The following is a 15,223-nucleotide window of genomic DNA, read 5'->3' as shown; positions in this document are numbered from 1 at the left end:
AATATAAGAGAAATACTAAAATTAGTATCCCTGACAGAACACTTTCAAAACTAATTTCCAGATTCAAATTCCCGATTGTTTAAAAAGATGTTCATAATAAAAACAAATAGCCCACCGTTATACCGTACAGAATACGATACATTTGAATTTTTAAATCAAAACTACAATGCGTAACCTTTCTTGGCTTTTCTTTTTAGTAATTTTTGTCCAATCGGTATCCGTTTTGGCTCAAAAATCAGCAATTTATACCCACGATTCGAAAGATTTTGACAAAGCACTTTCTTTGTACAAAGAAGGGCAATATGCTTCTGCCCAAATTATTTTCGAAAAAGTAAAATCGGCTGCGGCCAATGAAGAACTGATTTCAGACTGTTCTTATTATGTTGCCAATTGCGCCATTCGTACCAATCAACCCAACGCAGACGTATTGATGGAGCACTTTGTTACGGATTATCCAACAAGCGTGAAACAAAATCAAGCTTACATTGAAGTGGCACATTATTATTTCAAACAAGGAAATTATCCCCAAGCTTTGGAATGGTTCGATAAAGTGGACGAAGGCAATTTGAGTGGAAACGACAGCGATCAGTACAATTTTCAAAAAGCATATAGTTTTTTTGTTTCCAAAAATAAAAAGGAAGCCACTTCCTATTTCAATAAAGTGGTGAATTCTGCCGAATACGGCTCGCAAGCCAAGTATTATTTGGGTTTTATGGCTTACGAAGGAGACGATTACAAACAGGCAACCAAGTATTTTGACGAAGTCTCGGGAGAAGAAAAGTACAAAGAAAAATTGTCGTATTACCAAGCCGACATGAATTTCAAATTGGGAAATTTCGAAAAAGCGATTGATCTAGGTTTGAAAGCAATGGAAAAATCAAATCCTGTCGAAAAATCAGAATTGAATAAAATCATTGGCGAAAGCTATTTTAATCTCAAAAAATACGACAAATCCATTCCGTTTTTAACTTTGTATAAAGGCAAAAAAGGCAAATGGAACAATACCGATTTCTACCAATTGGGATATGCTTATTACAAGCAAAAGGATTATGAAAATGCCATTTCACAATTCAATAAAATCATAGACGGAAAAGATTTTGTGGCTCAAAATGCCTATTATCATTTGGGTGAAAGTTACCTCAATTTAGACAAAAAACAACAAGCCTTGAACGCTTTCAAAAACGCTTCCGAAATGGAATTTGAAGCAGCCATTCAAGAAGATGCGAATTTAAATTATGCTAAATTGAGTTACGAAATAGGGAATTCCTACCAAAATGTTCCATCGGTTTTGACGAGTTTTATAAAGAAATATCCAAACAATGCCAGCAAATCCGAGATTGAAAAGTTGTTGATTGATTCCTATATTTCATCAAAAAACTACAAGGAAGCTTTGGTTTTATTGGAAAAGAATAAATCTCCCGAAAATAAATTGGCCTATCAAAAAGTGACTTTTTATCGTGGATTGGAAGAATACAACGATGGAAAGTATCAAGCGGCAGCAGCACTGTTCTCGAATTCTTTAGACGTTCAAAAAGACCCCAAATTCACGGCTCGTGCCACTTTCTGGAAAGGTGAAACCGAATATGTTTTGGATGATTTTGACAATGCTTTGTTGAGTTACAAACAATTTCAAGGTTTGTCAGCTACCAAGGAAACGCCGGAATACAAAAACAGTAATTACAATATTGCCTATGCGTATTTCAAGTTGAAGGAATACGACCAGGCCGGAAATTATTTCCAAAACCAGATTGATAACGTGAAAGATGACAAAGTGCGTTTGCATGATTCTTACTTGCGTTTGGGCGATTGCAGATTTGTAACTTCAAAATATACTTCAGCTTTGGAAGCATACAATAAGGTAATCGAATTGAAAAGTTTTGATGCAGATTATGCTTATTTTCAAAAAGCCGTTTGCTACGGGTTTGTCTCTAAAAACGACAAAAAAATAACGGAACTCAATGCGTTTTTACAATTGTATCCAAAATCAGAATACAGGGACGATGTTTTGTTTGAACTCGGAAATACTTATGTTGCCGAGAACAAACCAGACCTTGCCATAAAAACCTACGATCGATTGAATGCTGAATTCAAGAAAGGTTCTTACACTTCGAAAGCGATTTTGCGCCAAGGATTGATTTATTATAATTCCGATAAAGACGAGCAAGCCTTGACGAAATTCAAGAAAGTAGCTGCCGATTTTCCTAAAACTCCCGAAGCACTCGAAGCGGTTTCCACAGCACGTTTGATTTATGTCGATAACGGAAATGTCGATGAGTATGCCACTTGGGTTCGCACCTTGGATTTTGTTGCTGTTACCGATGCTGAATTGGATAATGACACTTATGAAGCCGCCGAAAAACAATATTTGCAAAACAATGTCAAACAAGCCATTACTGGATTTAACGGGTATGTTTCCAAATTTCCAAACGGAATTCACTCCTTGAAAGCTAATTTTTATTTGGCACAATCTTATTTTTCAGATGCGCAGGAAAGTAAATCAGTTCCTAATTATGAATATGTTATCGGAGAACCTCGAAGCGAATTCACAGAACAATCTTTGGCACGATTGGCGCAAATTTTCTTGAAAAGCAATGATAATTCTAAAGCGATTACAGTTTTGTCTCGATTGGAAAACGAAGCCGATTTTCCTCAAAACAAAACTTTCGCCCAGTCTAATTTGATGCGCTGTTACTACGACAAAAAAGATTACGACAATTCAGTTGTGTATGCCGAAAAAGTTTTGGCAAATCCCAAAACAGATGATAATGTAAAAAGTGATGCTCAAATTATTATTGCTCGTTCCGCCATTCAAACAGGTGATGAGACCAAAGCTCGTACAGCTTACGCCAAATTGCAAACCATTGCCCAAGGAGAATTGGCTGCCGAAGCTTTGTATTATGATGCTTATTTCAAAAACAAGGACGAAAAATTCGAAGCTTCGAATACGGTAGTTCAAAAATTGGCCAAGAATTATTCCAGTTACAAATATTTTGGAGCGAAAGGATTAATCTTGATGGCGAAGAATTTCTATGGATTGAAGGATAGTTTTCAAGCAACTTATATTTTGGACAGCGTGATAAAAAACTTTACCGATTTCCCAGATGTAGTTTCAGAAGCCCAAACGGAATTGGACAGGATTAAAAATGAAGAATCCAAAACAAATTCATCGATAACAAATTAGACTGATAGATAATAGACGAATAGATAAAAGATGAAGTAATATGAGTGAATTTAAGAGGCATAATTTTAAAAAACTAAAAATATGGCAAATGGCAATGGAATTGGCAAAGGAGATTTTTAAATTATCGTCAAGTTTTCCAAGTTCAGAAAAGTTTGGGTTGACAAGTCAAATGAATAGATGTTCTGTTTCTATGCCATCTAATATAGCAGAAGGCTCAAGTAGAACTAATAAGTCCTTCAGTCATTTTTTAGATATTTCGTTAGGTTCGTCATTCGAACTTCAAACTCAATTGTTGTTGGCTAATAGCCAAAATTATGTTGCAGATGATTTATCGCAGCATATTGAAAATAAAATAGAAGAATTTCAAAAAGCAACAATGTCTTTCCAAAATACATTAAACCAATAATTTATGTTAAATAGTCTATCATCTCTTCGTCTTTTATCTATCTGTCTTTTATTAAGTTTTCAATTTTCTTTCTCCCAAAAAAAAGAAGAAAACATTGGGACGGAAGTCGTAAACGTTGTCAAACCATATACGCCAACCATTTCTGATGCCTTTAAAGTAAAAGAAATTCCCGTGCTTGACGACGAAGGAAATGCTAAAAAAGAAACCATAAAATACAACATTTTTTCCTTTCCGGTAGCCTCCACTTTTACGCCATCAAAAGGAAAAGCCGAAGGGGTCGAAAAAGAAAAGCAAGCCCATTTGTATAATAATTATGCGACTTTTGGAGGTGGAAACTACGGAGTTTTTAACGGAGAATTATTCGTGAATCAAGAGCTTGGCGCCAATAATTATTTGGGCGGAATGTTTCGTCACCTTTCCTCGCAAGGCGGCATAAAAAGTGTGGAACTGGACGATTCTTTTTATGACACTTCCATTGATTTGACTTATGGAATTCGCGAAAAAGAGTTGTCTTGGAATTTAGATTTGGGCTATCAAAACCAAATCTATAATTGGTATGGATTGCCAATGGATTTTGGCAGTTCGCTAAATGCAAATGACAGAGCTAATTTGATAAACGGAATAAATCCGCAGCAAAGTTACAACAGCATCTATTTAGGAAGTAAAATTGCACTTGAAGGAAGTATCGTGAAAGAAGCAAGCGTGAGATTCAATCATTTTTCGGATGTTTTTGGGTCTTCGGAAAATAGATTTTATGCGAAGCCATCTTTCGAATTTGAAATCAACGACACAGCAATAAAAACAAATTTGATTGTGGATTATCTCGCCGGAAGTTTCGAAAAAAACTATTGGAATACGAATGCAAACCCGGTAAAATACGGTTTTACTAATTTTGGAATTGCGCCTAGTTATGTCATGCAGGGAACGGATTGGACATTGAATATTGGTGCGGGGTTGTTCTACAGTATGGATTTGGAAAACGACAACAATAGCTTTTTAATTTATCCAAAAATTGATGTTTCTTATAAAGTCGTGGGCGATTTGATGATTTTTTATGCTGGCGCTGTAGGTGATTTGGAACAAAACACTTATTCGGATTTTGTTAATGAAAATCCCTATTTTTCTCCAACACTGGACATTAAACCAACGGACAAGCAATATGATATTTTTGCCGGTTTGAAAGGAAAATTAGCCAACAATGTGAGTTACAATCTTCGAGGTTCTTATGTGAATGAAAGAAATAAAGCCTTGTTCAAAAGCAACGATTACAACGAAAACAGCACGAATGAAGATTATGCTTTTGGGAATTCCTTTCAAGTGGTTTACGATGACACAAAAACCGTGAGTTTTTATGGAGAATTAAAAGCTGATTTTTCAGATGATGTGACTTTTGGCATCAACGGAACTTTTAGCAGTTACACCAACGAATTTCAGGGAGAAGCCTGGAATTTACCGGCAATAAAATTGAGTTCTACCATAGATTTCAACATCACTGAAAAATGGTATGCGGGAGTGAATGTGTTCTATGTTGGGGAACGAAAAGACCAAAAATTGAATACGGACATTGTTTATATAACGCCTCCAAGTCCAATTACTTTAGATAGTTATTTTGATGTAAATGCGCATTTGGGTTTCAAATATAGCGACAGATTGACGGCTTTTTTAAGAGCCAATAACATCACCAATAAAGCCTATCAAAAATGGTTGGATTATCCGGTTCAGGGATTTCAGGTAGTTTTGGGAGCCAATTATAAATTTGATTTTTAATTTTTTCTTAAACACAAAACTCACAAGAAAAGCTCGAAGAACACAGGGAAAATTTAAAAAATTTGTGAACTTTGCGCCTTCTTTTCGTCCTTTGTGGTTAAACTTTAAATAATGACTTTCAAACAAAAAATACACCAATATTATCTGCAATTAGTTCAAGACAGAATCGATGCTTTTCGCGATATGATTGCAGCTTTGACCGAAGATTCCAAGAACGACGCCAAAGGTTCGGCTGGCGATAAACACGAAACGGCTTTGTCGATGATGCATATCGAACAGGAAAAAATCAATCACAAATTGAAGGAAGTATTGGCTCAAAAAGCCATTCTGGACAAAATTGATTCTACCACAATTGCCAAAAACATTATCGTGGGGAGTTTGGTCAAAGCCAACGGAATTTATTTGTTTTTAAGTGCAGCACTTCCTAAAATCAGTGTCGATGGCGTGAATGTCATTGCGCTTTCTCCCCAATCGCCCTTGGGTTCTCATTTAATGGGGAATTCGGTGGGCTTTACTTTCGAAATTAACGGAACGAAGTATTTGATAGAGAGTGTGGAGTGAAAATCCTTTTCATCCGTGTTCTATTCTCCAGAACTTAACCACTATTTCAACATAGTTTTCGAATAATAAAATCAAATCTAACATAATGTTAAATTGACATCTTCTTTAACAAAATACTACTGAAATCATTAAAATAAAACACCATTCCCTAATAAAACTTTCGTAATTTTGCCAGCTTAAAAGTTAGACTTTAAAACTACCTAAAATTATGAGTAAAATAATGACAGTCGACATCTTGTCGAGTATTAAAGGAGCACAGCCTTCGGAGAGTGTGAACAAATTATTTGATGTAATCAAGAATGCAAATTCATCAAATGATAATTCCTTGAATAATGTCAATCGTAATTGTGTGTCGGTGAATAGTTTAAGGGAAGATGTCGTGGTAGAGAGTTCGGCTATGGAGAAACAGATTATTTTAGAAAATTTCCCGAACAAGAAAAATGGTTTTTTAGTGGTTGCAAAAGTTATAGAAGGATAAAATGGATTCTCAAATAAAAAAGATACACCAACAATTGGTGTCAAAACAAATCACTTGTACGGCTTTGGTACAAGAAAAATTAGACTTACTCAAACAAAATACCTATAACTCTGTAAATTCTTTGTTGGATACTTTGGCTTTGGACTTGGCGGCCAAGGTTGATGCCAAAATTGCAAACGGAGAAACAATTGGCTTGTTGGAAGGAATTCCTTTTGGGATCAAAGATGTGTTTATGGTACAGGGAACTTACACCACTGCGAGTTCTGAATTGCTGAAAAATTATAAATCTCCCTACACGGCGACTGCAATTCAGAAATTATTGGATGCAGGTGCTATTCCGTTGGTAAAAGAAAACTGCGACAGTTTTGGTCACGGTTCTTCGAGTGAAAATACCATTTTCGGTGCCGTGAAAAATGCCATCGATCCTTCTTTGGTTGCCGGTGGTTCAAGCGGAGGTTCTGCGGTTAATGTTGCCAAAGAATATACTGCTTTTTCTATCGGTGGTGACACGGGAGGTTCTGTTCGTCAGCCTGCAGGTTACAATCATATTTATGGTTTGAAACCAACTTACGGAAGAATTTCTCGCTATGGTTTGATGGCTTATGCATCTTCTACGGATTGCGTTGGTCCATTGGCGAAATCAATTGAAGACATCCGAATCGTACTGAATGTAATGAGTGGAAAAGATCCAAAAGATCAGACTTCAATCGTTTCAAACGAAATTACCGAAGAAGCAATAGCAACTTCAACGGTAAAAACGGTTGGTTACTTTAAAAACTTTATCGAAAGTGAAGCTATCGATACTCAAATAAAAGCTGATTTTTTAGAGAGTATTGAAAAAATAAAAGCCAAAGGAATTGCGGTGAAAGAATTAGATTTCTTCAAATCAGATATTTTGGTTTCGACTTATTATACTTTGGCAATGGCCGAAACGGCTTCGAATTTATCTCGTCTCGACGGTACCAATTACGGAAACCGAATTGAAGCTGAAAATTTAATTGAAACTTATGCAGTGACGCGTTCTGAAAACTTTTCGGAAGAAACAAAGCGCAGAATTGTAGGTGGTAACCAAGTGTTGTCTCAAGGTTTCTCAGATGAAATCTATTTAAAAGGATTAGCTTTGAGAGATCAAATTTCTGAAAATTTCAGTAAAGATTTCGAAGAAGTGGATATCATTTTATCACCAGTTACACCAAGTACACCGCCTAAAATTGGGGACAGCTTAAAAGATCCACACGCGATGTATTTATCGGATGCTTATACGGTTGGTTTTAGTTTGGGGCAATTGCCAACATTGACCGTGCCACAAGGAACAAGTACGGGACTTCAGGTGACTGGAGTAAAAAATAATGACGAATTAGTGATGCAGTTTGCTAACTTCTTAAAAGATACAATATAATGGAATTGGAACAATTAACAGCGGCTTTAAAAGCCCACGATTTAGAATTGGTAATCGGACTTGAAACTCACGTTCGATTGAATACCAAAACCAAGTTGTTTTGTTCTTGTCCAAATCAAGAAATAGAAACACCTAATCAAAATATATGTTCTGTTTGTACGGGGCAAATGGGCGTCTTGCCTGCCTTAAATAAAGAAGCGATTACAAAAGCGATTTATTTTGGTAAAGCGGTTGATTCGTCATTCAGTAATGAAATTATCTCTTGGGATAGAAAGCATTACGAATATCCGGATAACCCGAAGAATATTCAGATTACGCAATTTCACAACCCGATTATTCCTGACGGACACGTGTCTTGTTACCGAAATGACGGTACACAATTTACAGTGAATTTAACTCAGGTTCATATTGAGGAAGATGCTGCTAAATTGATGCACGAAAAGAAAATTTCGTTAGTCGATTTTAACAAAGCGGGAGTTCCTCTGATTGAGATTGTTACGGAACCTTGTATTCGTAATATTGAAGATGCTTCAACTTATGCGCAGTACATTCAGCGTATTGTTCAGAATTTAGGAATCTCTGAAGCAAACCTTGAAAAAGGAGAATTCAAATCGGATGTTTCTGTGTCTTTGCGCAAGAAACATAGTTATGATTTGAATCCAAGAACCGAAATCAAAAACTTGAACTCGTTTAAGTTTATGGTGGAAGCTTTGAAAGAAGAAGTGGAGAAACAATTCAATTATTTTATTGAAAACAAAGAGTTTCGACCTGATCAAACAACCGTGTTATGGGATGCCGATTTGAAGCAAACCAAAACAATGCGTAAAAAAGAATTTGAAGCGGATTACCGATTTATTTCGGAACCGGATTTACCTTTCGTAAATATCAAGGCTGAAATCGAAGCGATTAAAGTAGATACAAGTGCTTTGCCTTATGCGGTGGAATCCATTTTGATTAATGGAGGCGTTTTGCCACAGGATGCCAAGTTTTTCACGGCTGATAAGTTGCGTTCGCAAACATTTGTGGAAATAAACAATGAAATCAAAGACCCTTCGTTTGTGGCCAAGACTTTGGCGAACAACATCAAGGCTGAAGACTACGCTGAAATTCATAGCATTCCACAATTAACGGATATTTTTAAATTATTTAAGGCTGAAAAAATCACGGCGGTTTTAGTTCAAAATGCGATTACGGGTTATTTGAAAGACAGGACTTTTGACTACAACAAGTATTTTGAAGAAAACACCATTTCCGAAGATAAAATTCAAGAAGTTATTGCCACTGTAATTTCAGAAAATGAGGCTGTTGCCAATGATATTAAAGCGGGTGACCAAGGAAAAGCCGGTATTCTAGTTGGTAAAGTTCTTGGTGTTATCGGAAAAGGAGCAAATGGAAAAGTAATTCGTCAAATTATTTTAGACAAATTAGGTGCTGATGCAGTTTTAGAAAAGAAAGAGGCGTCTGAAAAAGTTTCCAATGAAACAGTTACTGAGAATAAAGAAAGTCAAGAAGAAGCACTTCCGGAAATTCCAATTATTATAAAAGATACGTATAGAACGCATAAAATTTCCCAATTATCCGAAGAAAACATCGGTCAAGAAGTGATGTTGTCGGGTTGGGTGGCGAGTGTGCGTGACCACGGCGAATTGATGTTTATCGATTTGCGTGATTCCAGTTACGAGATTTTCCAAGTTCGTATTAGTAGAGAATCATTCCCAAATATTGACGAGTTGGTGAAATTAAAACCAGAATCGGTGATTTCAGTGACGGGTAAAGTAGTTGGGCGTAATGAAGATGATTACAATGCAGGATTGCGTACGGGTAAAATTGAATTGGAAACTTCGGTATTGGAAATTCTGAATTTATCCAAAACATTGCCTTTCGAAATAAAAAGAGCTTCAAAAACGAATGAAGCGATGCGTTTCCAGTACAAATTTTTGGACCATAGAAATGAAGAAGTAAGAAGAGCCATCGTAAACCGTCATAAAGTAATAAAATTACTGCGTGACATTTTAGATGAAGAAGAATTCTTGGAAATTGAAACCCCAATTTTAAGCGCAGGAACCGATGAAGGTGCGCGCGAATTTATCGTTCCGACACGTAAACAAGGAGGTTTGTTTTATACCTTGCCACAAGCGCCACAGCAGTTTAAACAGATGTTGATGGTTAGTGGTTATGAGAAGTATTTCCAAATTGCTCGTTGTTTCAGGGACGAAGATTCCCGTGGAGACCGTCAGCCAGAATTTACACAATTGGATATGGAAATGGCGTATGGAAATATGCAACAGATTATTGATTTGAACACCAAAATGTTTAATGAAGTAGTTAAAAAAATATACGGCAACAAGTGGATTTTGCGTCCGTTTGAAGTGATTACGTACAAAGATGCGATGGATTTTTATGGCTGTGACCGACCCGATTTGCGTTACGGCTTGAAAATGCAAGATATTACCGAGATTGTAAAAGACACCACTTTCCAAGTTTTCAGTAAACCAATTGAAGAAGGCGGAATCGTGAAATGTATCAAGGTTTCGGCTAAAGAGCAAGGCAACAAGCGTATGTCAAAAGGGCAGATTGAAAACCTTACCGCGATTGCGCAACAGCACGGTCTAGGCGGATTGGCTTACATTATTGTAAATGAAGATGAACTGCAATCGCCAATCATTAAATTCTTGGGTGAAGATATTGCGGCTGGAATCATAAAAGCAACCAATGCACAAGTGGGTGATATTGTGTTCTTCTCGGCAGCAGATTATGCCACGGCAAACAAAGCTTTGGATGCTGTTCGTCAGGAAATGGGTAGAATATTGCACTTAATCAATCCGAAGGAATTATGTCCGGCTTGGGTTGTTGATTTTCCAATGTTTGAAAGAACCGATGAAGGAAGATGGACTTTTACACACAACCCATTTTCGATGCCTGCTGTTTATGATTTGGAAAAACACATGAAAGGAGATGACGATGAAATTGGAACGATTATCGCGCAACAATACGACATTATCTTGAACGGTTATGAAATTGGTGGAGGCTCTGTTCGTGCACATAAATCGGAGATTCTGGAAGCGACTTATAGAAATATGGGTTACAACAAAGAAGAAATGATTAAGAGTGTGGGAACTATGCATAAAGCGTTCCAATATGGAGCGCCACCACACGGAGGAATCGCTTGGGGAATCGATCGTTTGATGATGATTTTGGAGAAAAAAGCATCCATCAGGGAAGTTATGGCTTTCCCGAAAACAGGAACCAGTGAAGATTTATTATTTGGAGCACCATCAGCTTTATCCGATAAAAAGTTAGAAGAAATGAATGTTCGAATCATAAGAAATTAGATTAGATTTTATAATCTAAAATCATAAAAAAACGTTCTCCATTTGAGAGCGTTTTTTTATGCGATAAATCAACAAAATGTTAATAACTTACCTACTTAAAATAGGATTTTAACCATTAATTCCTGTAGGGTTTCATATATTTGCGTGTTATACGAAAAATACATTTTTATATTAAAAAAATATGAGCGAAGAAATCAAGAAGGACAATTATTCAGCAGATAGTATTCAGGCATTAGAAGGGATGGAGCACGTAAGAATGCGTCCTTCGATGTATATTGGAGATGTAGGAGTTCGAGGGCTGCATCATTTAGTTTATGAAGTGGTGGATAACTCTATCGATGAAGCGATGGGTGGTTATTGTGATACGATTCGAGTAGATATAAATGAAGATGGTTCTATTTCGGTAGAAGACAATGGACGTGGAATTCCAGTTGGGATTCATAAAAAAGAAGGCGTTTCGGCATTAGAGGTTGTAATGACTAAAATTGGTGCTGGAGGTAAATTTGATAAAGATTCCTATAAAGTTTCTGGAGGACTTCACGGTGTTGGTGTTTCGGTGGTAAATGCCTTGTCAAAACATTTGAAAGCGACCGTACATAGTAGTGATGGAAAAGTTTACGAACAAGAATACGAAAGAGGAAAAGCTTTATATCCTGTAAAACAAATTGGGGAAACCACAAAAAGAGGAACCATTGTCACGTTCTATCCGGATCCAGTTATTTTTACACAAACTATCGAGTATTCTTACGATACTTTGTCTGCTCGTATGCGCGAATTGTCTTTCCTCAACAAAGGAATTACAATTACTTTTACGGACAAAAGAGAAGTGGATAAAGACGGGAATTTCGTTTCAGAAATTTTCCATTCTGATGAAGGGCTAAAAGAATACATTCGTTACCTAGATGGTAATCGTGAGCCAATCATTTCTCACGTAATCTCCATGGATTCCGAAAAAGGTGAAATTCCGGTTGAGGTTGCCTTGATTTATAATACAAGTTATTCCGAGAATATTTTTTCTTATGTAAACAACATCAACACTCACGAAGGAGGAACGCACTTGCAAGGTTTTAGGACAGGTCTAACAAGGTCTTTGAAGAAATATGCAGATGCCTCCGGAATGTTGGACAAATTAAAGTTCGAGATTGCTGGAGATGACTTCCGTGAAGGACTTACCGCCATTATTTCGGTAAAAGTGGCTGAACCGCAATTCGAAGGTCAAACCAAAACAAAATTAGGAAATAGAGAAGTTGTTTCGCCGGTGAGTCAAGCCGTAAGTGAAATGATTGAAATTTATTTGGAAGAAAATCCAAACGATGCTCGTGTTATCGTGCAAAAAGTTATCCTTGCTGCCCAAGCTCGTCACGCTGCAAAAAAAGCCCGTGAAATGGTGCAGCGCAAAACCGTAATGGGAGGAGGAGGATTGCCAGGAAAACTATCGGATTGCTCAGAACAAGATCCTGCAAAATGCGAAGTATATCTTGTAGAGGGAGATTCGGCAGGTGGAACCGCCAAACAAGGACGTGACCGAATGTTTCAAGCCATTATGCCTTTGCGTGGTAAAATATTGAATGTCGAGAAAGCAATGCATCACAAAGTTTTTGAAAACGAAGAGATTCGAAATATTTTTACCGCACTTGGAGTGACAGTAGGGACTGCAGAAGACAGTAAAGCATTGAACATAGAAAAATTACGCTACCATAAAGTAATTATTATGTGTGATGCCGATGTCGATGGTAGCCACATTGCAACCTTAATATTGACTTTCTTCTACCGTTTCATGAGAGAATTGATAGAACAAGGATATGTTTATATTGCTGCACCGCCTTTGTATTTAGTAAAAAAAGGAAACAAAAAAGAATACGCTTGGACAGAAGACCAACGAGATCAAGCCAACGCAAGAATGGGTGGAAGCGCATCAATTCAACGTTATAAAGGTCTTGGAGAAATGAATGCAGAGCAATTATGGGAAACTACGATGGATCCAAGTTTCAGAACGTTGCGTCAAGTGAATATTGACAGTTTAGTAGAGGCAGACAGGGTTTTCTCCATGTTAATGGGAGACGAGGTGCCGCCAAGAAGAGAATTTATCGAGAAAAATGCTGTTTATGCAAATATCGATGCGTAGATAAAATTTATGGTTTGTTGTTTTTAGACAGCAACAATCCATGTCGTGAACAACAAACAACAAATAATAAATAAAATTAATTTAAATGAAAGTTACAATTGTAGGAGCAGGAAATGTGGGAGCATCCTGTGCAGATTCAATTTCTTATAGAGGAATTGCCAGTGAAGTAGTATTATTAGACATCAGGGAAGGTTTTGCCGAAGGTAAAGCGATGGATATATCTCAATGTGCAACCAATACAGGTTTCAATACTAAAGTATCAGGTATTACAAATGATTATTCAAAAACCGCAAATAGCGACGTGGTGGTAATCACATCAGGAATTCCTAGAAAACCAGGAATGACGCGCGAGGAATTAATAGGCATCAATGCAGGAATCGTAAAATCAGTTGCCGATAATGTATTGGCACATTCGCCAAACGCAATTATCGTTGTGGTTTCAAACCCTATGGATACAATGACTTATTTGACATTGAAAGCTACAGGTTTACCAAAAAACAGAATCATTGGAATGGGTGGAGCGCTTGATAGCTCTCGTTTTAGATATTATTTATCAAAAGCATTGGACAAACCATCCAACGATGTTTCAGCAATGGTTATTGGTGGTCACGGTGATACTACAATGATTCCATTGACAAGATTGGCTTCCTATAATGGTATTCCAGTTTCTGAATTTTTGTCAGATGAAGAATTAGCTAAAGTTGCTGCCGACACAATGGTTGGTGGAGCTACTTTAACAGGTCTTTTGGGAACATCGGCTTGGTATGCACCGGGAGCTTCTGTGGCATATTTGGTAGATAGTATTTTGAATGACCAAAAGAAAATGATTGCTTGTTCAGTTCTATTGGAAGGTGAATATGGACAAAGCGATATTTGTATTGGAGTTCCATGTATCATTGGTAAAAACGGAATCGAAGAAATTCTGGACATCAACTTGAACGATACTGAAAAAGCAGCTTTTGCAAAAAGCGCGGATGCTGTTCGAAATATGAATGCTGACCTAAAATCAGTTTTAGCATAATAATATAGGTAAAAAATAAAAAAGACTGCACTTTTGCAGTCTTTTTTTTGACATTAATCAATAAATAAATTGGTTAATCTTTACGTTAATTATATATTTGCTCGGTTTTAAAAAGATGATTTAATTCCTAACGTTTTATTTTTCAATAAAAATAGATGTTAAGGCTTATTTTATAAGGGTTAAAACAAACAATAAATAAATAAAATAATTAATTTTTAGTAATAATGCAGAATAAAGGACTTATTAAATTTTTCGCAATTCTATTTGCATTGGTAAGTATTTACCAACTTTCTTTCACTTTTGTTTCAAATAAGGTGAAAAGTGATGCAAAATCTTTTGCCGCTGGAAATCCTGATAAAGAATTAAAATATTTAGATTCCATTGGAAAGGAAAATGTGTTTAATCTTGGGTTTACCAAATTCACTTTCAATGAAGTAAAAGACAAACAAATCAACAAAGGTCTTGACTTGGAAGGTGGTATCAACGTGATATTGCAAATCTCGGTTAAAGATGTTTTGAAAGGATTGGCCAATAATTCTAAAAACCCGGTTTTTAATAAATCATTGGCAGACGCAACTGCAAATATGCAGGGAAATAAAACGTATATCGATAAGTTTTTTGAAGCCTTTGATGCAAATTCAAAAGGAACGGTAAAGCTTGCTTCTCCTGATATTTTTGCCAACAGAACTTTGCAAGGTGAAATTGATTTTCAAATGACCGATGCTCAAGCCCAAAAAATAATCAGAAGAAAAGTTGATGAATCAGTAGACAGTGCTTTTGGTGTATTGAGAAAACGTATCGATAAATTTGGTGTAACCCAACCCAACATTCAAAAAATTGGAGAAACTGGAAGGATCCTTGTGGAACTTCCTGGAGCCAAAGATGTTGACAGAATTAAAAAATTATTACAAAGTACGGCTCAATTAGAGTTTTGGGAAACTTATAAAATTGAC

The 15,223-nt window shown here is 36.5% G+C and carries 9 protein-coding genes and 1 pseudogene; all 10 read left to right on the top strand.

What is annotated here, in order from left to right:
- The first annotated feature begins 166 nt into the window (after nt 1–166).
- A complete protein-coding gene (locus C0430_RS07555) occupies nt 167–3,181 on the top strand; it encodes a tetratricopeptide repeat protein (protein ID WP_290867503.1) in 3,015 nt (1,004 codons plus the stop codon).
- Between the two features lie 40 nt (nt 3,182–3,221).
- Nucleotides 3,222–3,587, top strand: a complete 366-nt coding sequence (locus C0430_RS07550) for a four helix bundle protein (RefSeq protein WP_290867500.1) — start codon at nt 3,222–3,224, stop codon at nt 3,585–3,587.
- A 3-nt stretch (nt 3,588–3,590) separates the two neighbouring features.
- The gene (locus C0430_RS07545) at nt 3,591–5,354 is read left to right on the top strand and encodes a TonB-dependent receptor (RefSeq protein WP_290867497.1); all 1,764 of its coding nucleotides are present in this window, start codon (nt 3,591–3,593) and stop codon (nt 5,352–5,354) included.
- A 111-nt stretch (nt 5,355–5,465) separates the two neighbouring features.
- A complete protein-coding gene (locus C0430_RS07540; protein ID WP_290867494.1) occupies nt 5,466–5,915 on the top strand; it encodes a hypothetical protein in 450 nt (149 codons plus the stop codon).
- A gap of 208 nt (nt 5,916–6,123) precedes the next feature.
- The gene (locus C0430_RS07535; protein ID WP_290867491.1) at nt 6,124–6,393 is read left to right on the top strand and encodes a hypothetical protein; all 270 of its coding nucleotides are present in this window, start codon (nt 6,124–6,126) and stop codon (nt 6,391–6,393) included.
- 1 nt (nt 6,394) lies between these two features.
- Entirely contained in the window at nt 6,395–7,792 is a 1,398-nt protein-coding gene (locus tag C0430_RS07530; protein WP_290867488.1) for an amidase family protein, read from the top strand.
- Nucleotides 7,792–11,124 (top strand): bifunctional amidotransferase subunit GatB/aspartate--tRNA ligase AspS, encoded by a 3,333-nt coding sequence (gatB/aspS, locus tag C0430_RS07525; RefSeq protein ID WP_290867485.1) that lies wholly within the window; start codon nt 7,792–7,794, stop codon nt 11,122–11,124. Before C0430_RS07530 ends, gatB/aspS begins: the two co-directional genes overlap by 1 nt.
- Nucleotides 11,125–11,305: 181 nt before the next feature.
- The gene (gene gyrB / locus C0430_RS07520; RefSeq protein ID WP_290867483.1) at nt 11,306–13,249 is read left to right on the top strand and encodes a DNA topoisomerase (ATP-hydrolyzing) subunit B; all 1,944 of its coding nucleotides are present in this window, start codon (nt 11,306–11,308) and stop codon (nt 13,247–13,249) included.
- 85 nt (nt 13,250–13,334) lie between these two features.
- A complete protein-coding gene (locus C0430_RS07515) occupies nt 13,335–14,270 on the top strand; it encodes a malate dehydrogenase (RefSeq protein WP_290867479.1) in 936 nt (311 codons plus the stop codon).
- A 224-nt stretch (nt 14,271–14,494) separates the two neighbouring features.
- Nucleotides 14,495–15,223, top strand: a pseudogene (locus C0430_RS07510) (protein translocase subunit SecDF); the annotation flags it as partial.

The sequence above is a fragment of the Flavobacterium sp. genome (genome assembly GCF_013823965.1).
Lineage (GTDB): Bacteria > Bacteroidota > Bacteroidia > Flavobacteriales > Flavobacteriaceae > Flavobacterium.
The sequence above is the reverse complement of the archived record's forward strand: the minus strand, read 5'-3'. Positions and strand labels throughout refer to the sequence as shown.

Excerpts from the sequence above, each read along its gene's own strand:
- C0430_RS07555 (WP_290867503.1), top strand. The coding sequence starts at position 167 with ATGCGTAACCTTTCTTGGCTTTTCTTTTTAGTAATTTTTGTCCAATCG.
- C0430_RS07550 (WP_290867500.1), top strand. The coding sequence starts at position 3,222 with ATGAGTGAATTTAAGAGGCATAATTTTAAAAAACTAAAAATATGGCAA.
- C0430_RS07545 (WP_290867497.1), top strand. The coding sequence starts at position 3,591 with ATGTTAAATAGTCTATCATCTCTTCGTCTTTTATCTATCTGTCTTTTA.
- C0430_RS07540 (WP_290867494.1), top strand. The coding sequence starts at position 5,466 with ATGACTTTCAAACAAAAAATACACCAATATTATCTGCAATTAGTTCAA.
- C0430_RS07535 (WP_290867491.1), top strand. The coding sequence starts at position 6,124 with ATGAGTAAAATAATGACAGTCGACATCTTGTCGAGTATTAAAGGAGCA.
- C0430_RS07530 (WP_290867488.1), top strand. The coding sequence starts at position 6,395 with ATGGATTCTCAAATAAAAAAGATACACCAACAATTGGTGTCAAAACAA.
- gatB/aspS (WP_290867485.1), top strand. The coding sequence starts at position 7,792 with ATGGAATTGGAACAATTAACAGCGGCTTTAAAAGCCCACGATTTAGAA.
- gyrB (WP_290867483.1), top strand. The coding sequence starts at position 11,306 with ATGAGCGAAGAAATCAAGAAGGACAATTATTCAGCAGATAGTATTCAG.
- C0430_RS07515 (WP_290867479.1), top strand. The coding sequence starts at position 13,335 with ATGAAAGTTACAATTGTAGGAGCAGGAAATGTGGGAGCATCCTGTGCA.